The 18,992-nt window shown below is 59.5% G+C and carries 17 protein-coding genes; 11 read left to right on the top strand and 6 right to left on the bottom strand.

All coding sequences use genetic code 11. The features are described 5' to 3' along the window. Nucleotides 1-38: 38 nt before the first annotated feature. Together AC1DUP_RS04340 and AC1DUP_RS04335 are read right to left on the bottom strand one after the other, a co-directional pair. Nucleotides 39-923 (bottom strand): hypothetical protein, encoded by an 885-nt coding sequence (locus AC1DUP_RS04340; RefSeq protein WP_113301312.1) that lies wholly within the window; start codon nucleotides 921-923, stop codon nucleotides 39-41. 296 nt (nucleotides 924-1,219) lie between these two features. Further along, nucleotides 1,220-2,299 (bottom strand): ROK family protein, encoded by a 1,080-nt coding sequence (locus tag AC1DUP_RS04335; protein ID WP_477832171.1) that lies wholly within the window; start codon nucleotides 2,297-2,299, stop codon nucleotides 1,220-1,222. Nucleotides 2,300-2,490: 191 nt separating this feature from the next. Between AC1DUP_RS04335 and AC1DUP_RS04330 the strand changes: the two genes are divergently transcribed. From AC1DUP_RS04330 to AC1DUP_RS04305, 6 genes are all read left to right on the top strand, one after another. Further along, nucleotides 2,491-3,102 carry a hypothetical protein gene (locus AC1DUP_RS04330; RefSeq protein ID WP_477832170.1) on the top strand — a complete coding sequence of 204 codons (612 nt, stop codon included), beginning with the start codon at nucleotides 2,491-2,493 and terminating at the stop codon, nucleotides 3,100-3,102. Between the two features lie 331 nt (nucleotides 3,103-3,433). Beyond that, entirely contained in the window at nucleotides 3,434-4,591 is a 1,158-nt protein-coding gene (locus tag AC1DUP_RS04325; RefSeq protein ID WP_113301309.1) for a Gfo/Idh/MocA family protein, read from the top strand. Between the two features lie 12 nt (nucleotides 4,592-4,603). Beyond that, on the top strand, nucleotides 4,604-5,488 hold the full coding sequence (locus AC1DUP_RS04320; protein WP_113301308.1) for a carbohydrate ABC transporter permease: 885 nt from the start codon (nucleotides 4,604-4,606) through the stop codon (nucleotides 5,486-5,488). Continuing rightward, a complete protein-coding gene (locus tag AC1DUP_RS04315) occupies nucleotides 5,485-6,345 on the top strand; it encodes a carbohydrate ABC transporter permease (RefSeq protein ID WP_113301307.1) in 861 nt (286 codons plus the stop codon). Before AC1DUP_RS04320 ends, AC1DUP_RS04315 begins: the two co-directional genes overlap by 4 nt. A 105-nt stretch (nucleotides 6,346-6,450) precedes the next feature. After that, nucleotides 6,451-7,614 (top strand): ABC transporter substrate-binding protein, encoded by a 1,164-nt coding sequence (locus AC1DUP_RS04310; RefSeq protein ID WP_477832270.1) that lies wholly within the window; start codon nucleotides 6,451-6,453, stop codon nucleotides 7,612-7,614. Between the two features lie 85 nt (nucleotides 7,615-7,699). After that, entirely contained in the window at nucleotides 7,700-8,833 is a 1,134-nt protein-coding gene (locus AC1DUP_RS04305) for an ABC transporter ATP-binding protein (protein WP_477832169.1), read from the top strand. Between the two features lie 14 nt (nucleotides 8,834-8,847). On the opposite strand, the gene AC1DUP_RS04300 is transcribed toward AC1DUP_RS04305, so the two are convergent. From AC1DUP_RS04300 to AC1DUP_RS04290, 3 genes are read right to left on the bottom strand one after another with little or no spacing between them, the layout of a single operon-like run. Continuing rightward, entirely contained in the window at nucleotides 8,848-9,948 is a 1,101-nt protein-coding gene (locus AC1DUP_RS04300) for a D-TA family PLP-dependent enzyme (RefSeq protein WP_477832168.1), read from the bottom strand. 1 nt (nucleotide 9,949) lies between these two features. Then, nucleotides 9,950-11,425, bottom strand: coding sequence for a M81 family metallopeptidase (locus AC1DUP_RS04295; RefSeq protein WP_115037890.1), 1,476 nt, complete (start codon nucleotides 11,423-11,425; stop codon nucleotides 9,950-9,952). A 30-nt stretch (nucleotides 11,426-11,455) separates the two neighbouring features. After that, on the bottom strand, nucleotides 11,456-11,941 hold the full coding sequence (locus tag AC1DUP_RS04290; RefSeq protein ID WP_477832167.1) for a hypothetical protein: 486 nt from the start codon (nucleotides 11,939-11,941) through the stop codon (nucleotides 11,456-11,458). Nucleotides 11,942-12,053: 112 nt separating this feature from the next. Between AC1DUP_RS04290 and AC1DUP_RS04285 the strand changes: the two genes are divergently transcribed. The 5 genes from AC1DUP_RS04285 (at nucleotide 12,054) to AC1DUP_RS04265 (ending at nucleotide 17,572) form a co-directional block, all read left to right on the top strand. Further along, the gene (locus tag AC1DUP_RS04285) at nucleotides 12,054-12,443 is read left to right on the top strand and encodes a RidA family protein (RefSeq protein ID WP_113301303.1); all 390 of its coding nucleotides are present in this window, start codon (nucleotides 12,054-12,056) and stop codon (nucleotides 12,441-12,443) included. Between the two features lie 23 nt (nucleotides 12,444-12,466). Continuing rightward, nucleotides 12,467-13,333, top strand: coding sequence for a MurR/RpiR family transcriptional regulator (locus tag AC1DUP_RS04280; RefSeq protein WP_477832166.1), 867 nt, complete (start codon nucleotides 12,467-12,469; stop codon nucleotides 13,331-13,333). 19 nt (nucleotides 13,334-13,352) lie between these two features. After that, nucleotides 13,353-14,129, top strand: coding sequence for an SDR family oxidoreductase (locus AC1DUP_RS04275; RefSeq protein WP_477832165.1), 777 nt, complete (start codon nucleotides 13,353-13,355; stop codon nucleotides 14,127-14,129). 30 nt (nucleotides 14,130-14,159) lie between these two features. Then, nucleotides 14,160-16,076 (top strand): beta-N-acetylhexosaminidase, encoded by a 1,917-nt coding sequence (locus AC1DUP_RS04270; protein ID WP_477832164.1) that lies wholly within the window; start codon nucleotides 14,160-14,162, stop codon nucleotides 16,074-16,076. Nucleotides 16,077-16,354: 278 nt separating this feature from the next. Beyond that, nucleotides 16,355-17,572 (top strand): MFS transporter, encoded by a 1,218-nt coding sequence (locus AC1DUP_RS04265; RefSeq protein ID WP_477832163.1) that lies wholly within the window; start codon nucleotides 16,355-16,357, stop codon nucleotides 17,570-17,572. Nucleotides 17,573-17,599: 27 nt separating this feature from the next. On the opposite strand, the gene AC1DUP_RS04260 is transcribed toward AC1DUP_RS04265, so the two are convergent. Then, nucleotides 17,600-18,991 (bottom strand): aldehyde dehydrogenase family protein, encoded by a 1,392-nt coding sequence (locus AC1DUP_RS04260; RefSeq protein WP_477832162.1) that lies wholly within the window; start codon nucleotides 18,989-18,991, stop codon nucleotides 17,600-17,602. Between the last annotated feature and the right edge of the window lies 1 nt (nucleotide 18,992).

Genomic DNA, 18,992 nt, shown 5'->3' with positions numbered 1-18,992 from the left:
ATCAATCACTCGTCCGCAAATGGCCGCTACGACATGCTCTACAATGGGACAGTTTTAATCGTTACAATCCCGAAAGGATTGAACTTAAAACTATCCTCGTCATACCTCCCATCGTCAGACAAGCTGTATTTGTCGCGTGCAATGGTTTCCAGGACGCCATTTTCAGTCATCTTGGTGGCAATGGCATCGATGAAGTCGGCAATTTCGATCTGATCGCCGTTTGTATATATTTTGGGGTTAGGGAGTTTCACATCGTCTATTATCACATCGGGCAAGCCGACCAGGTGAAAACCAACGGTTTCCATGCTTTCACCGGCAGTCGGATCACCAATGGGACGGCGGGCGAAAGCGAGGCGACAGGTCGATGCAAGCGCCAGCGTATCGTTCGATATCGTTGCTTCGTGAGCTTGATCGGCGAGTTCCTTCCATCGATCTATCCCGTGTGCAACCCCGGCACTCTCACCCTTGGCGGCAAGCGCACCACTATCCAGCATGAATTGCACGAAGCGCAATGCAATAGCAGATATCGCAACGGTCTTTTCCGCCACCACATGCGGCCCCAGAACATACAAGACTGACCCATGCTCTGAGACGGCTCTTTCATCCGCCTCGTTAAAAGCGTTCTCTGCCACGCGATCCCAGCAGACGGCGAAGGATTGTTTCATGCGATCGTCCGCGTTGTCCACGGAATAGCTTTCATCGATCGAAAAACCCTCAGCGAATTGGCTGATGGCCGTTTCAGCGGTTTTTCTCAGCGACGCAAGGCCATTCTTGTCACCGAGAAAGCAGATCACATGACGAGGCATCACCGTAGACCGGGTGGGTGCGGTGGCTGGGTTTTTGCCGAAGCCAGCAGACAACGCCGGCCACGCAAAAAGCGCGCTTCCAAGCAGCGCGAACAAATTCCGACGCTTTGGGTTCATCCGAATTTCCATGATTTTCGCAGGATATGACGACGTGAATAGAAACTGTTGGAGGCTCTGGTTCGCCGCACGATAACGCTTACAGCTCTAGGCGGAAACCGCAAGCGCCCACCAATATTGGTGCTTGGTATGACAATAGGACCTTTGCCGTAACCTCACTCAAGCGTCTTTGGGGATGGTGCCCTTGATGAACCTTTGGCACGTCATTTCCAAGGTCGACAATGCCGGAGACAATATGACTACCGGGGACATCAGCTTCGACGCGCTGAAGGCTCCGCGAGCACGCGCCGTTCACACTATTTCTCTTTAACGACCCGGTTCGTGAAGTGGGCGTTTCCGAGGCCGGTGCCAATCGTGAGCACCGCCCATCGCGAAACGTCTTTCACTTGGGGCAGCTGAGAAAGTCCCTGCAAGACGGCGTCATTATGCATCATTATGAAAGTGTCATGGCCGCCGATGTGCGGTATTGCCTTTTTGAGCTCAAAGGGAAGGTTGAAATGATCGCTTTCCCAATTTCCGCCCGGCAAATTCTGGCCTCCCCGAACGATTGATCCGTCGGCTTCGACAACTCCGGGACAGCCGATACCGATCAGCGGCGCTAGCCCTAGACGCGCCGACTTCGCCTTTCCTATGAGTTCGTCGAGCATGGAGGCAAGCCTGGAGATGGTTGCGGTACGGCTTGGCTCATCGTCTGCGTGGCGCCAGAGAATCGACTCCACGACACGTGTCTCGTCAAGGTTCAGGCTTTTCCCCTTGCCGAACTCGACGATGCCCGCTCGCACGTTGGTGCCGCCGATATCGACGGCCAAGATTGCTTCATGGCCATTGAGCATCCAGTCCGGCATGAGATGGACTGCGCCTATCAATCCGGCTTCGTCGGGATGATGGGCGATCGGTAGCAGCTTGACATCCAGATCAGCTGCTGTGAGCAGGAGCTGTGTCCTGGCGATCGCCAGCTCGCCGGCACGCCCCTGCCTGAACCCGCCGCCGATGACAATTTTCTCGGTTTTCGACCAGATGCGGGTTTTGAGAAATTTCTCGATCACACCTGCAAAATCCTGGGCGAAGCCTTCGATTGCGCCCATGATGACGGCGGCGGCCTCGACATCATCACCGCGCAGCAGCGCGTTTATTTTCTTTCTGGAGATATCTTTCGCCGGCGTCTTATTGAGCGGATCCTTCCCGTGTGCCGGCAGAAGTTTCCGGAGCTCGTCGACCTTCAGGGAGAAGGTCGTTTTATTGGCGTCGTCACCGAGAAAGCCGTTCTTGCCACGCAATTTGCTGCTGTATTCATCAATGATGACAGCGGGGAGTTCTGCAGCACCATGGGCCAGGGGAACCGCCCGAGCCTGCTTTTCCGATTTGGCTTTTTCCATCGATAACCTCGACACCTGGGAAACCCAAGGATGGGACAGGGTAACGCGGGGTCATTGATAGAGGTTCCCTGAACAACGAGCCGATTCTTGCCAAGACCTCTCGGCCGCGGCCGATCGAAGAAGCCATGATCGGGAACCGCAGGCCCTGCCAGGAATTCCTGCTAACGCAAGAGACAATGGAGTGGAAAACGATGACACAAGGCGACGCTGACAAAGGTGCAAGCCATTTCCTATCTTTGACATCGCTCTTTGATGATCGAGGCGCGGCTGAAGAGGCCGCCGAACGGCTGAAGGCGGCTGGCATTCCACGAGGGAGCATCAACCTGATCACAGATATGCAGGCCCCGACAAAAAAGCCGGACGATCAAAACAGCCTTTGGGACAAACTCGAAAATTTCCTGTTCCCGCAAGCTGACCATGCGGCATACAGGGAGGGCATTCGGCGAGGCGGCCATCTGCTCGCGATATCCGGCCTGTCGCCTGACCGTCACGACCTGGCGTTCAACATCCTCAATGACGCGGGAGCTGTCGATCTGGATCAACGCATCGAAACCTGGCGTTCCGAAGGCTGGAGCGATTCCCAAGACTTTCTTGACGAACTGCAAGCCCCACCCGCTATCATCGATGGCGATGTTGCAGCCTCGCTCATTGACAAAGGACGAGGCGAGGAGGTGGTTCCGGTGATCACCGAGAAACTCAAATTCGGGGAGAAGACTGATAAAAGCCGCCCCCGCGTTCGCGTTTACACCGTTGAATACGCATTGAAGAGTCCCGACGACGAAGCAGGCCCTCGTTCGCAGTGAAATGCTTCGCCTAGTCTAGCCCTCACGGCGGGTTTCGCTCTTGCGAGGCGCCAAGGTCAGCCGCGGACAGCGAGCCGACGTCCGGCTGTGAGACCTGGCAGCATCGTCCGGTCGGGTTCGGGAGGCCTGACCCGGGTACGAGATCAGGCCCGGGCGGGTTGTCGAGTGGCGGTACGAAAGGCGGCGGCACGATGGGTTCGAGCCGGGCAAATATCGCGGCCGATGAAAATCAATTTCATCAACTCGCATTCAGCCCCGTTTTCGGTTGACGGGCTCTGATTTTTGTCCCAACTTGAAGAAAATAAATTACGAAACTGGGAACATCACTAGCATGAAAGTGGGAATCATAGGGCTGGGATTCCGGCTTGGCTATCTTGGCTATGTCTTCAAGGCTATCGACAGCAGCTTCGAGATCGTCGGTTATGTCGATCCGGATCCCGCGGGGCTTCCCGAGCTGACGGAAAAGGGCGTCTCTGTCGGCAGGGCCTATGGTTCGCCGCAGGAGCTTCTCGGCTCCGAAAAGCTTGATCTCCTGATGATCGGCTCTCCCAACCATTTGCATCTCGATCATATCCGTCTCGGTCTGGAGGCTGGCCTCAAGGTCTTCTGCGAAAAGCCGATCGTGACGACGATTGCCGAGAGCATCGAACTTGCCCATCTGATGGCAAAATTCGGCCATGAGCGGCTGATGGTCGGCCTCGTGCTGCGCTACTCTCCCCTTTACAAGGATCTGCGCGCCGTCCAGGCCGAAGGCAAGCTTGGCCATATCGTGTCCATCGAAGCCTCCGAACATATCGAACCCTATCACGGCGCCTTCTTCATGCGCGACTGGCGTCGCTACGAGCGTTACTCCGGCAGTTTCATGCTGGAAAAGTGCTGCCACGACCTCGACCTTTATAATGGCGTGATCGGCGCCCGCCCGGAACGGGTAGCGAGCTTCGGCGGCCGCAAGAGCTTCATTCCCGCAAACGACCCGGCGCGCGAAGGCATCAACGATCTGGAACTCTTCCATCGCAAGCCGAGCGGCTGGATGGGCTCGGACAAGGTGTTCGACAGCGACGCCGACATCATCGACTACCAGGTGGCGATCGTCGAATATGCCAATGGCGTCGGCATGAATTTCCACACCAATCTGAATGTTCCCGACCAGTTCCGCCGCTTCGCCATCATGGGCTCGCGCGGCATGGCAGAGGGCGATTTCGTCCGCGGTTATCTCGACGTCCACGAGCAGCTGACCGGCAACAAGATCGTCGAAAACAAATATGCTGCGACCGAGCTGTCGCAGCATTACGGCGCCGACGAGCAGATGGCAGCCGATATTCTGCAAAGCGTGCGCACCGGCTCAGAACTTCCGGTCTCGACCCTGAACGCATTGGAGGCCGGCATTCTCGCCCTCGCCATGGACGAGGCAAGGATGAAAAAGACGGTCGTCGATCTGCGTCCCATATGGGACCGCTTCGACGAGGCGCTCCACGCAAGGGCGGCTTGAGGAGGCAAGAAGATGGGTGTTCAACGCAGCACGGTCATCTTCGCCTGGCTCCTTCTTTTTCCGGCCGTCCTCTACGTCACGGTGATCGTCGCCTATCCGCTACTCGACACCTTCATCCTGTCGTTCACCGACGCGTCGCTGAAGAAGACCACCAACTGGGTGGGCTGGGTCAACTACGGCAAGATCTTCAATTCGACCTTCGCCGAGGTCATTATCCGGACCTTCATCTGGACGTTTTTCTCGGTCTCGATCAAGATGATCATCGGCATCTTCGGCGCCACGATGCTGAACTCCGCAGTGCCCGGCCGCGCGCTCTTTCGCGTGCTGACCATGCCGCCATGGATCGTTCCGATGGCAATCGGCATCTTCATGTGGGGCTGGATGTATAACGGCCAGTTCGGGATGATTTCCGGCATGCTTCAGCGCTTCGGCCTCGCCTCCGGCCCTGTCGCCTTCCTTGCTGAAGGATCGACTGCCTTCTGGGCAACGATCATCACCGATGTATGGATCGGCGTTCCGATGGTTACGCTCTATATGCTGGCCGCCATGCAGGCGATCCCGCAGGATCTCTACGAGGCAGCCTGGACGGATGGCGCCGGACGTTTCTATCGTTTCCGCCGCATCACTCTGCCGCTGATCGTGCCCTCGATGATCACCATGTCGATGCTGTCGCTGATCTCCACCTTCAACTCCTTCGACATTATCTGGATCCTGACGCGGGGCGGCCCGAGCGGCGAGACCACGACGATGATCATCGATACTTATCGCACCGCGATCGGTTCGAACAAATATGGCGAAGGCGCAGCGCGCGCGGTACTGATCTGCATCTTCCTGTCGATCTTCTGCGTCTGCTATTTCCGCATTACCAGCCGCCTTTCTTCCGGAGACAAGCGATGAAGACACCCCATCTGCTGATCAATCGGTACAAATGGTATGAAGTCATCGGCATCTATGCCGGTATCCTGGTGTTCCTCACTTTCGTTCTCGCCCCCTTCGTCGAGGGTTTTCTCGTCTCACTGAAGCCTCTCAGCCAGCTGTTTTCCTCCCCCTACCGGTTCATTCCCGAAAACGGCTCGTTTGAGGCCTACCGAACGATGTGGGTCAGCGTACCGGGCTTTGGGCGCTATATCTTCAATTCCTTCTTCATCTCGACCGTCGTCACTACCGCTGTGCTGATCCTCGTCGTTCCGGCCTCCTACGCCTTCGCGCGCTTCGAGTTCAAAGGCGCCGGGCTGCTGCTTGGGGCGTTCCTGGCTGTCAACATGTTTTCGGGCGCCGTGTTGCTCATTCCACTCTTCCGGCTGATGCGCTCGTTCGGGCTGTTGAATACCTATTTCGCCATCATGGTCCCGGGCATCGCCTTCCTGATCCCCTCGGCGATCTGGCTACTGCGCACCTATATGATGCGTATTCCGAGGGAATTGGATGAAGCAGCCTTCGTCGACGGCGCCAGCCATTTCTACACGCTGCGGCGCGTCATCCTGCCGATCGCCATGCCCGGCATTACAGTGGTGGCGATCACCACCTTCATCGGATCCTACGCCCAGCAGTTCATCTACGCCCTGACCTTCAATTCCAAGACCGAATTCGCGCCGCTGCCAGTCGGGCTCTTCGCCTATTTCGGTCGTCAGGAAGTCGTTTGGAATGAGCTGATGGCGGCAAGTTTCGTTGGCATCGCGCCAGCGATGATCGTGATTTTCTTCCTTCAACGGTATCTCGTCAGCGGCCTGACCGCTGGCGCGGTGAAACAGTAAGACAAAACTAGAACCACCAGAGAAAACGGGAGCTAAAAAGTGACAATCCAATTCAAGACCGGGCTCATTGCCCTCGCCCTGCTCGGTTCCACCGCGCTCGGTACCATGACTGCTCATGCCGCTGACCAGGAAATCAGCTGGATCTATTGCGGCGACAAGATCGACCCCATCCATGAGAAGTACATCAAGGAATGGGAAGGCAAGAATCCCGGCTGGAAGGTGACGCCGGAAGTTGTCGGCTGGGAACAGTGCCAGGACAAGGCGACGACGCTTGCTGCAGCAGGCACGCCGGTCGGCATGGCCTATGTGGGCTCGCGTACGCTCAAGGAATTCGCCCAGAACGAATTGATCGTTCCGGTGCCTATGACCGACGAAGAGAAGAAGAGCTATTATCCCAACATCGTCGATACCGTCACCTTTAACGATACACAGTGGGGCGTGCCGGTCGCATTCTCGACCAAGGCCCTCTACTGGAACAAGGATCTCTTCAAGCAGGCCGGGCTCGACCCTGAAACGCCGCCGAAGACCTGGGCTGAAGAAATCGCCGATGCCAAGGCCATCAAGGAAAAGACCGGTATCGCAGGCTACGGCCTTCCGGCCAAGACTTTCGACAACACCATGCACCAGTTCATGCATTGGGTTTACACCAATAACGGCAAGGTCATCGATGGCGACAAGATCGTTATGGACAGCCCGGAAGTGCTGGCTGCCCTGCAGGCCTACAAGGACATCATGCCCTACTCCGTCGAAGGCGCAACCGCCTACGAACAGAATGAAATCCGCGCCATCTTCCTCGACGGCAAGGTCGGCATGATACAGGCAGGTTCGGGCGCTGCTGCCCGCCTCAAGGACACCAAGATCAACTGGGGCGTCGCGCCGCTGCCGCTCGGCCCTTCGGCCAAGGGTGAAGGCACGCTGCTGATCACCGACAGCCTGGCAGTATTCAAGGGCACGGGCGTCGAAGAAAAGGCGGCAGAATTCGCCAAGTACATCACCTCGCCGGGTCCTCAGGGTGAATACGAGCTCCAGGGCGGTGCTGGCCTGACCCCGCTGCGTCCGTCCGCCAAGGTCGACGAATTCGTCAAGGCCGACCCGTCGTGGAAGCCGTTCATCGACGGCATCGCCTTCGGTGGTCCCGAGCCGCTCTTCACCGACTACAAGGGCTTCCAGAACTCGATGATCGAGATGGTCCAGTCCGTCGTTACCGGCAAAGCCGAACCGGAGGCCGCTCTGAAGAAGGCTACCGGCGAGATCGAAGCCTTCAAGTAAACCGACGGTGAGGATCGCAGGTCAAAGATCTGCGATCCTCACCGACCACCTCATATTCGTTCAGGCCGGGACCGGAGACAGATTTTTGGGACAGCTTCAGCTCAGTAAGGTTCAAAAATTCTATGGCGACTACGAAGTTCTCAAAGGCGTCGAGCTCGACGTCCGGAACGGCGAGTTCGTCGTCTTCGTCGGGCCTTCCGGATGCGGCAAGTCTACCCTCCTGCGCATGATCGCAGGTCTCGATGCGACGACCAAAGGCGACATCATCATCGATGGTGTCAGGGTCAACGACCTGCCGCCCGTCAAGCGCGGCATCGCCATGGTCTTCCAGTCCTATGCGCTCTATCCGCATATGACCGTTTTCGAGAATATCGCCTTCCCGCTGCGCGTCGAGAAGATGGAGGAAGAAAGGCTCAGGGCCAAGGTCGAGAACGCCGCACGCATCCTGCATCTCGACACCAGACTGCAGCAGAAGCCCGGCATGCTGTCCGGCGGACAGCGTCAGCGCGTGGCGATCGGCCGGGCCATCGTTCGCGAGCCGAAGATTTTCCTGTTTGACGAACCGTTGTCCAATCTCGATGCCGCGCTTCGCGCCGACATGCGCATCGAACTCGCCAAACTGCACCGGCAGTTGAAAGCGACGATGATCTACGTGACCCATGACCAGGTTGAAGCCATGACGATGGCCGACCGCATCGTCGTGCTTGATGTCGGCAATATTTCGCAGACGGGTGCACCGCTCGAGCTTTACCACAAGCCGGCCAACCAGTTCGTTGCCGGCTTCATCGGCAATCCGAAAATGAATTTCCTGCCCGTCGCCTGCACGTCTGCAAGCGAAACAGGCGTGACCGTGGAATATCTCGGCCAGACGGCGACCCTTCCGGTGACACCGCGCGACGGCATGATCGGCAAGGCGCTGACGCTCGGCATCCGGCCCGAACATATCCAGCTCGGTTCCGGCAACATTTCGCTGACGGTCACACCGAGCGTCATCGAGCGGCTTGGCGCAAACACGGTGGCCTACGCCGCGCTCGGCGGCGAAACGGAAAATTTCTGCGCGATGCTGCCCGGCAGTGTCGGCATCCGCGCCGACGCGCCGGTCGCCGTCGGCATCAACGCCGTCGATTGCCATCTCTTTGACGATAAGGGGATCGCCTTCGAACGTCGGGTCGAACTGACCGATATCGACATGAACCTGCTTGCGCCGGCAACGGCCTGAACGGCCGATAATGGCTACCAGACGAGCCCGCGCGCGACGACATCCTCGACGCGCGTGACGACGCCGTTGCGATGAAAGACCATCGTGTCGAACAGGTTGGAAACCACGCAGGTGTGGTTCGGAATGATGAAGAGCTTTTCCCCGATCTGCGGGCGTTCACCGCTGCAGGCCGACAGGTCGATAACGCCGTGCTCTTCCGAGAGGCTGGCAATCCTCGCCTCGGGATGGCCGACGACGAGGCCGAAATCGGCAAAGCCCTGAAGATCGGAGGTGAGCGCCTTCGAGCCCGCATCGATGACGGCGCGGTCGGCATTCGGGCGCGATACGACGGTCGCCACGACATGCATTGCACATTCGTCCTGCGTGCAATGTCCCGTCCGGATCATCTGGCGGTCGTTGTAGATATAGGTTCCGGCCCGATGCTCCGTCGCCGACCTGACCAGATGTGCATCAAAAAGGCTCGGCGTGCCGCCATTGCTGACGATCGAGCAGGCAATGCCCTCGGCGGCCAGCTGTTTCAACGTCGCCTGGATGAAGGCTTCGACGGCCTCGGCAGACTGCGGCTTCGGATAGGTGAGAATACCGCCGAATGTCAGCCCGCCGGCTGCGGCGATCCGCCTCGCGAGCGAAACCGCCTGCTCCGGCGTCTGGACGCCGCAGCGTGCGCCGCCGGTATCGCATTCGACCAGAACAGTAAGCGGCTTGCGGCCGGAAAAATATGCGGAGAGACCATCGACCGTGATGTCGCTGTCGGCGACGACCTTGAGGCCGGAAATGCGATCATTGAGGGCGGCGAGCCGCTCGAGCTTCTGTGGCCCCAGAATATTGAAGGTGATCAGGATGTCCTCGAAACCGGCTTCGGCAAAAACCTCGGCTTCGCTCACCTTCTGACAGTTGATGCCCTTGGCGCCGGCCGCGACCTGCGCTGCGGCAAGTGCCGGTATCTTGTGCGTCTTGATATGCGGGCGGAAATTCAGCCCGTGCTCGTCCATGTAGGACTGAACCCTTGATATGTTGGCAGCCAGCCTGTCTTCGTCGATGATCGGGCGCGGCGTCGAAAGATCCGCGATCCTGTCCCCAACCCTGGCGACGACGGCAAACCGGTTATCATGCATCTCAGGCGGCTCCGCGTTCGGTTCCATGAGGATCGGCCACGATCGGCCAGATGGTCTTCGGCGCCCGGCGATAGTGGGTCGTCGCCGGATTGTTCGGATAGGGTGTCCCGGCCGAACAATACAGGATTTCGGCGGCAATCTTCGAGAAGGAGGCGAAGAAGTGGTTGGTCGATTTGATCACCAGGATCTTCTGCCTGGTCGGATCGATGCCCATCACCGAAAACAGGCTCGGATCGAAGCTTTGCGCCCGGGTCGAATTGAGAATGATGTCGATGCCGTTCAAGACGATATGGGCCGCATCGCCGAAAGGCGCGAGGCTTTCACCGAACCGCATCTCGGCATTCTTCACCAGCTTGACGATCTTGACCGTGCCGTCGACGGGATTGCCTGTCCCGGGTGCCGATTTAGCGCCGAAGCGCAGCGGAATTTCGGCCCCTTCGCCTGCGGCAAAGCAGATCTGCACGGCGATCGGATCCCAGATAGTGCCAATTGCGGCACTTGTTACGCCGCGGGCCAGAAGCTCCTCGAGAATGACGGTGGCGTCTCCGGCGGTACCGCCGCCCGGATTATCCCAGACATCGGCAATGACGACTGGCCAGGCTGTCGCAGCCATCGCCCGGGATACGGCTTCCTTCTCATCGATCTGCGGCACCATGAAGGTGCCGCGCTTGGAAAAGAGCGCCATCCCGAGTTCGCGTGCCAGAGCCGCACCCTTTTGCGGATTGTTGTCGGTGACGACAAGCAGCTTGGTGCCCATCTCCGGCACGTCGCCAACCATGAAACCATGGACGACGGAGATCGACAGGACTTCCGGATCTTCCTTCTCGATCCGCATGATCTTGTCGACGAAGGAGCGCATTGGATCGCGCGACGTCGGAAAGACATCGATCATCCGGCAATCGAACACCGAATTGACGGGCTTGACCCTGCCTTCCAGCGCATCGACGGCGATGCGCCAGAGGTCCTCGGCGCGATCGACGAAATCCGTATGCGGGAATTCCTTGAAATAGACGGCGAAATTCAGCGCCTCGATGCGTTTCCTGGTGAGATGGCTATGCGGGTCGAGTTCGGCGCAGATCAGGACATCAGGCCCGACGATGTCGCGCATTTGGGTCAGCAGGTCGCCTTCCGTGTCCTCGTATCCCGCTGCCACCATTGCCCCATGCAGGCCCATTACCACGGCATCGACAGGCATTGCGGCACGGAGCTGGTCGAGGATTTCGTCGCGCAGCCCTTCATAGGCCTGGCGGTTGACGAGACCGGCAGGGTCTGCCCAGGCCGCCGTACCCTCGATCAGCTGCCAGCCCTTTTGGGCGGTGACGCGACGGCCGACGGTGAGCGGCGCGGTGCAGAGTGTCGGTGTTTCCGGATGCTCGCCGGGCGGCGCATAGAGAGAGGCCTCGAAGGCGCGGCGATCCACGCAGATCGGGGAAAACGTATTGGTTTCGGTCGCGAGTGCTGCCGTAAAAATGCGCAAGTGAGTTGGCCTTGTTTCGTCGGCCCCGCTTCAACCCATTGGGTTCGGCAGGTAGCCGGTAAATCCGCAAATCTTCCACCGTCGCTCGTGGAGCTTGCAATAATAGAGCGTCTGCCACTGCATGACGTCGCGGGTGCCATCGCTCTTTGTCAGGCCTCCATCGAACTTCTTGCGGACAAGCGCCATGTCGCCCTCGATCTCGATATCCTCGAGCGTCGTGGTGGTGAAGATCGCCGTACGGGTATCCTCGGCGAAGCTCTGCGTGGCAAAGTCCTTTGCCTGCTTCAGCCATTCGTCGCGATAGGCCGAAAGGGCCGGGAATGCCAGGCGCCACTTGTCGGGGCTGACCTGCCTGCGGCCGTCGATGCCGATGAAGCCCTCCTCGACGAAATCATCCTCGACCATCGACCAGTCGGCTGCCAGGAATGCGTCGATATCGCGAGGTACGAGCATCTCCCAAATGGCGTGCCGTGCAGCATCGGAGGACGGGAAAGGATTCTTGAAAGGATCGCGCATTCTCGGCCCCGAATTGAAATTCTTTTCATAAATGGCGTTTTTCTCTGGTCAAAATCCGCTTTCTATGGTCCCTTGTCAACTTATCAAGAAAATAATTTGCAGGAACCCCAGCATGTCCATCAAGCGATATGGCACTGTTCAAACGGGCGCCGGCGGCAAGGCGCTGCCTTTCGCGCGCGCTGTCGAGGCCGATGGCTGGCTCTACGTTTCGGGCCAGGTAGCAATGGAAAACGGCGAGATCATCGACGGCAATATCGTTGCCCAGACGCACAAGACGATCGCCAATGTGCTCGCCATTCTCGATGAAGCCGGTTACGGCGTCGAGGATGTCGTGCGCGTTGGTGTCTGGCTGGATGATCCGCGCGACTTCTGGACCTTCAACAAGATCTACCAGGACTATTTCGGCGCGCATCCGCCTGCCCGCGCCTGCGTCCAATCGTCGATGATGGTGGATTGCAAGGTCGAGATCGACTGCGTCGCATACAAGAAGAAGGTCGACTAGGAGATCGGCAGGGAGGAACCGGCTTGGATATCTTTTCGACATTGCAGGAAGACAAGAGCCGACTCTCCGCCTCCGAGAGCCGCATCGCCGAAATCGTCATCAATGATTTCGAATTCGCCGTGAATGCCTCGATCATCGAGCTTGCCGAACGTGCGGAAGTGTCGCCGCCGACGGTCACCCGTTTCTGTCGCCGGCTCGGCTGCGAGAGCTTTTCCGATTTCAAGGTGCAGCTTGCCCGCACCGCCCATGTCGGCGTGCGTTACCTGAAGCCGGAATCGAAGAGCCACGCTCCCTCCGACGTCGCGCAGGATATCATCACCAAGGCGCAGAACGCACTGTTCCTGCTGCATCGCTCGCTGGACCTGACGGCGATCGAAGCTGCCGTTGCGCAGATCGCCAGGGCGGAGATGATCTATGCCTTCGGTTCGGGCGGCAATTCCTCGATGATCGCCGACGAGCTGCAGAACCGGCTCTTTCGGCTTGGCTTGCGTGCCACGTCCAGCTCCGACCACAGCATGCAGCTGATGATGGCGGCGGCTGCAAAGCCGGGCGACGTGATCATCGGTTCGTCCTTTTCCGGACGCAATGCCGAGCTGGTGCGGGCCTTTGCGCTCGCACGCGAGGGAAAGGTCAGGACCATCGCGCTGACGCAGACCGACAGCCCTGTCGCCAGCGCCGCCGAGATCGTCGTGCCCATCGATCTTCCGGAAGGTACCAACATCTATCGGCCGACATCGACGCGCATCGCCTATATCGCGACCGTCGATATCCTGGCGAGCCTCGTCGCCTATGCCATCCAGCCGAAGGCATTGACGACGCTCAGACGCATCAAGCAACAGCTGGTCGCGCACCGCGATGGCGACGACAACAAGCAGTTGCTCGGGGACTGATAAACAGAAGGAAGCGGCAATGACGCAATCGGTGGCCATCGTAACGGGTGCAGCAGGCGATATCGGCGCGGCGATCGCCGGCCGGCTGAGCGACGATCATGACGTCATCCTGCTTGCCGATATCGATGCCGGCGCTGCGGCGGCCACGGCCGGCAGGCTTGGACCGACCGACCGCTTCATTGCCGTCGAATGCGATGTGACCAGCGAGACCAGCTGTACGGCTCTTGCCGGACGCGCTGCCGAACTCGGCAGCCTGCGCACGCTCGTCAACAATGCGGGGGCTGCCCGCGCCGTCAGCCTGCATGACACGACGCCGGAGATCTGGCGCGCCGACAACGCGCTCAACCTCGAAGCGGCTTTTCTCTGCTTCAGGGCCGTCGCGGATCAGCTGAAGATGTCGCGAGGCTCGGTGGTCAATATTGCCTCGGTCAACGGTATGAATGTTTTCGGCCATCCGGCCTATAGCGCCGCCAAGGCCGGTCTTCTGCATTTCACCCGGCTTGTCGCGGTCGAATACGGAAAATTCGGGATCCGCTCGAATGCGGTCGCCCCCGGAACGGTCAAAACGCAAGCCTGGGAAGCCCGGGCAGCCGCCAATCCCAATGTCTTCGAGGATGCCCGCCGCTGGTATCCCCTGCAGCGCGTCGTCGATCCCAAGGACGTCGCCAATGCCGTCGCCTTCCTCGCTGGACCACAGGCAGCGGCGATCACCGGCATCTGCCTGCCTGTCGACTGTGGCCTGACGGCCGGCCAGGCCGAGCTCGCCCGCACCTTTTCGCAGTCCGAGCACTATTGAACAGCCCAAGAGAATTGAGAGGAACGAGACATGAAACCGGCCTGCTACCGCCTGGAGAACAGCTGGAACCCTAATGGCGGACCGAATGGCGCGTTCACTTTCACGCTTTTCAATCTTTCCGATAAGCCGCTTTCCGGTTTCAGGTTCGTCTACACGTCACTCACCCGCGTCATTGACGCGAACGCCTGCACCAACGCCACCTTTCTCAGACGCAACGCCAATTTCCATGAATTTGCGCCACCGGCCGGATTGGCTGTCGCTGCCGGCGAAAGCTGGACCTTCACGGTCGCCGGCCTGCATCGTCCGGCACGCCACTGCACTGACGGAGCCAAGTCCGCCTATCTGACGCTGTCATCGGGAGAGCATCTGCCGGTGGCCGTTTCCGATCTGCTGCTCGAGGGCCGTGTGAGCGAGCCTCCGCCCGTGCTCCTGCCCGAGGGCCGCCTCGATCTGCCTTTCGCATTGCAGCCGTGGCCGGCCGAGATCGACGCCAAGCCGGGCGACGACTTTCCGGTCGTCCTCTTTCCCGAGGGAGCGAGCGCCGAGGAATTGGCGGCGATCTCCGAGGTCATTGCCCTGACGCACCGCCTTTTCGAGAGCGACCATTCGGTTTTCAATCTCGTGGCCTCGCCGCAGGGCCGGTCACTCGCCTTCGAGATGGACGCCGGGCTCGATGGCGAAGCCTACCGGCTGCGCTTTGCCGCAGACCGCATCACGCTTTCCTATTCGGGAGCTGCCGGCCGCCAATATGGCCTCACTTCGCTTGCGCAATTGCTGAACGGGGCGCGCGTGAGCAAGGGCAAATTCCGCTTTCCGGTTTCCGGAACGATCTTCGACCGGCCGCGCTACAGCTGGCGCGGGTGCCATCTGGACGTCTCCAGGCAATTCTATCCGGTTGTCGACGTCAAGCGGCTGATCGACATCCTTGCCTGGTTCAAATTCAACATCTTCCACTGGCACCTGACCGATGACGAGGCCTGGCGCCTGGAGATCAAGGCCTATCCGCAGCTGACGACTACGGGCGTGCTGCGCGGACCGGACGAACCGCTTCTGCCGCAGCTCGGCAATGGCGCAGAGCCCGCCGGCGGCTTCTATTCGCAGGACGATGTCAGAGACATCGTCGCGCATGCCGGCGCCCTCCATGTCGAGGTCGTGCCGGAGATCGACATTCCCGGCCACAATGCAGCGACACTGATCGCCCTGCCCGAACTGACCGACGGCCAGGAGGCCCCGGAAAGCTACCATTCGGTTCAGGGCTATCCCAACAATGCGCTGAACCCGGCCGTGCCGCTGACCTACGAATTCCTGGAAAAGGTCTTCGACGAAATGGTCGAGCTGTTCCCCTCATCCTACATCCATATCGGCGGCGACGAAGTGGCGAACGGTTCCTGGCTCGCCTCGCCCCGTGCCAAGAAGCTGATGGCCGATGAAGGCATTTCCGGCACGTTCGGACTGCAGTCCTTTTTCCTGAAGCAGGTCAAAACGATGCTCGACAAGCGCGGCCGCAAGCTCGCGGGATGGAACGAGGTCGCCCATGGCGGTGGGGTTGCCGCAGAAGACAGTCTGCTGATGGCCTGGGAAAATCCACAGGTCGGCATCGAACTTGCCGGCCAAGGCTATGATGTGGTCATGACCCCCGGCCAGGCCTACTATCTCGACATGGTCCAGGCCGAGGCCTTCCAGGAACCCGGCGCAAGCTGGGCCGGCACCGTTCCGCCAGCCCACACCTATGCTTATGAGGCAGCCGGCGAATTCCCCGAAGAGCTGAAGCACAAGCTGAAGGGTGTCCAGGCCTGCATCTGGTCGGAACATTTCCTGTCACGCGGTTATTTCAACCGTCTCGTATTCCCCCGTCTTCCGGCAATTGCTGAAGCTGCCTGGACGCCGAAGGCAGCCAAGGATTGGGACCAGTTCGCGGCGATCGTGCCACTGAGCCCGACACTTTGAGATGGCAACGTATGCCGCAATCGGTGCGGCGATCCCTAATCGGAAGCTTATTGCGCCGCTTCTGACCCCGACAAGGGTATGAAGCGTTTGACCCGCCGGGACATCGGATAGCTGATGAATGTAAGACCGAGGCGCGCGGCCTTTCCCTTCGGCAAGGATTTCGGCTACACGACGCATGCCTGCCTTCCAAAGCACTTGCATGCCAGATCCATGGCGGTCCTGGCGAGGGCGGGACGTTCCCGTCCCGCCTGGCGCGCTCCAACCCGTTGACGACCATCATGAACCGCTTGATCCCCGACGTTTTCCGTAATCCTGCAATCCGCGTGAGCATGATTGCCATTTTCACGTTCGGATTTGCGGGCGCGACGACGACCCCTTATCGATCCGTGGTCGGTATCCTCGAACTCGGCCTGTCGAACGAGGTTTACTCTGCGCTGATCTTTGCAGCGGCGGCCGTCAACGTGATTGTCAGCATTCTTTTCGGCAATCTTGCCGACCGGCTCGGGGAATATCGCACGATGATGCTTGTCGCGGCGACGTTCGGTGTTGTCGGCTATGGCGCCGTCTACTTTTTTCCCACTCAGGGAATCTTTGTCCTCAGCGCGCTTCTGCTGCTGCCGGTCTATGGCTCGCTGAACTCGTTGCTCTTTGCCAATGTGCGTGCCGCAGCCAGGGGAATGGCGCCTGGCGAGGTGGCGACCGTCAATTCCGGTGTGCGGGCGATGATCTCGCTCTCCTGGGTGCTTGTTCCGGGGCTAACGGGCGTTCTGCTGTCCTCCTCGCCCTCCATGTTACCGGCCTATCTCTTTGCTTCCATGTCCTGCCTGGTCTGTCTCGGGCTCGTCGGCGTCTTGCTGCCACGGCAAAGCGGCACGGACAATGCCGCCACGCACCATCTCTCCTATCTTGCCGCACTCGGCCAGGTGATCTCTCCGAGGATCATCAGCCGGGTGATGGCGGTCGCGCTGATCAGCAGCACCTTGCATGTGAACGACGCGATACTTCCCCTCGTCGTCACCGGCGCCGCCCACGGCACGGTCGCCGATATCGGTATTCTGGTGGGGATCGTCGCACTCCTGGAAGTGGTCTTCATCATCGTCTGGTCGCGCATGCTGCGCATTGTCGGCCAGCTTGCAGCCCTTGTCCTCGGGGCATTGATCTACGCGGTCTATCTGATCCTTCTGGCTTTTGCCGATCAACCCTGGCATGTCTACGCGCTCACCCTCATCAGCGGCATTGGCGCAGCGTCGCTCATCTCCATTCCGATTACCTACCTTCAGGACCTGATCGCCGATCGGCCCGGTCTCGGCAGCGCGCTGATCTCCGTCAACATCTTCCTCGGCGCCGGGCTGAGCGCCGTCCTCTTTGCGGCAGGGACTGCCATCACCAGCTATTCCGGCACGGCGGTGGTCGCTGCTTTCTCGGGGCTTGCCGGGACGGCGTGGCTGCTGTTTCTCGACCGGCGGGCCTCACGGTCCGCAGCCGGTAACGATTGAAGCGACCCTCGGTGCGCGAGACAACGCCTAACTTACCCCATTCAGAACGACCATCTTGTCATCGGCCATCTCCTGCATCGTCCAGGGGATACCGCCGACGCCATAACCGGACTGGCGGCGACCTGCGAACGGCATCCAATCCGTCCGAAACGCAGTGTGGTCGTTGATCAGAACGGCGGCTGCATCCAGACGTTTCGCCGCCCGGAGTGCGACGGCGATATCCGAGGAAAATACGCTCGCCTGAAACGCATAAGGCAAGGAGTTGGCAATCCGAACCGCATCGTCGAGGTTCTGGTAACCGTAAACACAGGTCAGCGGGCCGAAGACTTCGAGCAGCGAGACCTTTGCGTCCGCCGGCGGATTGATCAGGACCGAGGGCAGCAGCGTCGTGTCCGAAAGACGCCCACCCCCGAGCTGCCTTGTTCCGGTATCAACCGCTTCCCGGATCCAGTTCGACACCCGCTCCGTTTCGCGTGGCAGGATGAGTGGGCCCACTTCCGTTTGCGGCAACGTCGGATCGCCGACCCGAAGAGCCGCGACCCCGGCGGCAAGGTTGTCAGTGAACGGCTCCAGGATGTCCTCGTGCACGAATATTCGCTGGACCGATACGCAGACCTGCCCCGCATGATAGTAACCGCCTTTGATAATAGGGCCGACGACCGCGGCCGCATCTGCACTTCGATCAACGATGACAGGTGCTGCGCCGCCATGTTCAAGTGCACATCTCGTACCGGGCGGCAGCTTGCTCTTGAGATACCATCCGACTTTCGCCGATCCGATGAAGCTCAGAAACGCAACGCGGGGATCGGTCGCAAACGATTCAGCAAGGGCGTTGTCATCGGTGACGAAGGTTTGACACCAGCGCTCGTCCAGGCCGGCCTCCCAAAGCAACTTTACGATTTCGATACACGAGATCGGCGTCGTTGCAGCAGGCTTTACGATAACGGGGCATCCGACGGCGATGGCAGGCGCAATTTGATGGACGATGAGATTGAGTGGATGGTTGAATGCCGAGATCGCCGCTACAACACCAATCGGCTCCTTGGTCGTGAAGGCCCACCGATTGAGACTGGCGGCAGTCAATCCCATCGGGACTTCCTTGCCGCCGAAGTTGCGGATCTCATCGGCGGCATTGACCAGCCCGTCGATCGCTCGTGTGACTTCGATGATCGCGTCCGCCAGCGGCTTGCCACCTTCCCGCGCGATCATCATTGCGAAGCGGTCGCGATTGTCGTGCAGGAGCGCTGACGCCTTTCTGAGGATCGTCATGCGCTGATGGGCAGGCAACCACCCCTCGCGATCGGCAAAGGCTTTCGCGGCAATATCCAGCTTGCGGTCAATTGAAGCGGCGTCATCTGTGGGCAACTCGGCGATGATCGCCCGATCGAATGCCTGATAAACCGTCAGGGTAAGCGACATT

It is taken from the genome of Rhizobium sp. 01L419, assembly GCF_056400025.1.
The sequence above is the reverse complement of the archived record's forward strand: the minus strand, read 5'-3'. Positions and strand labels throughout refer to the sequence as shown.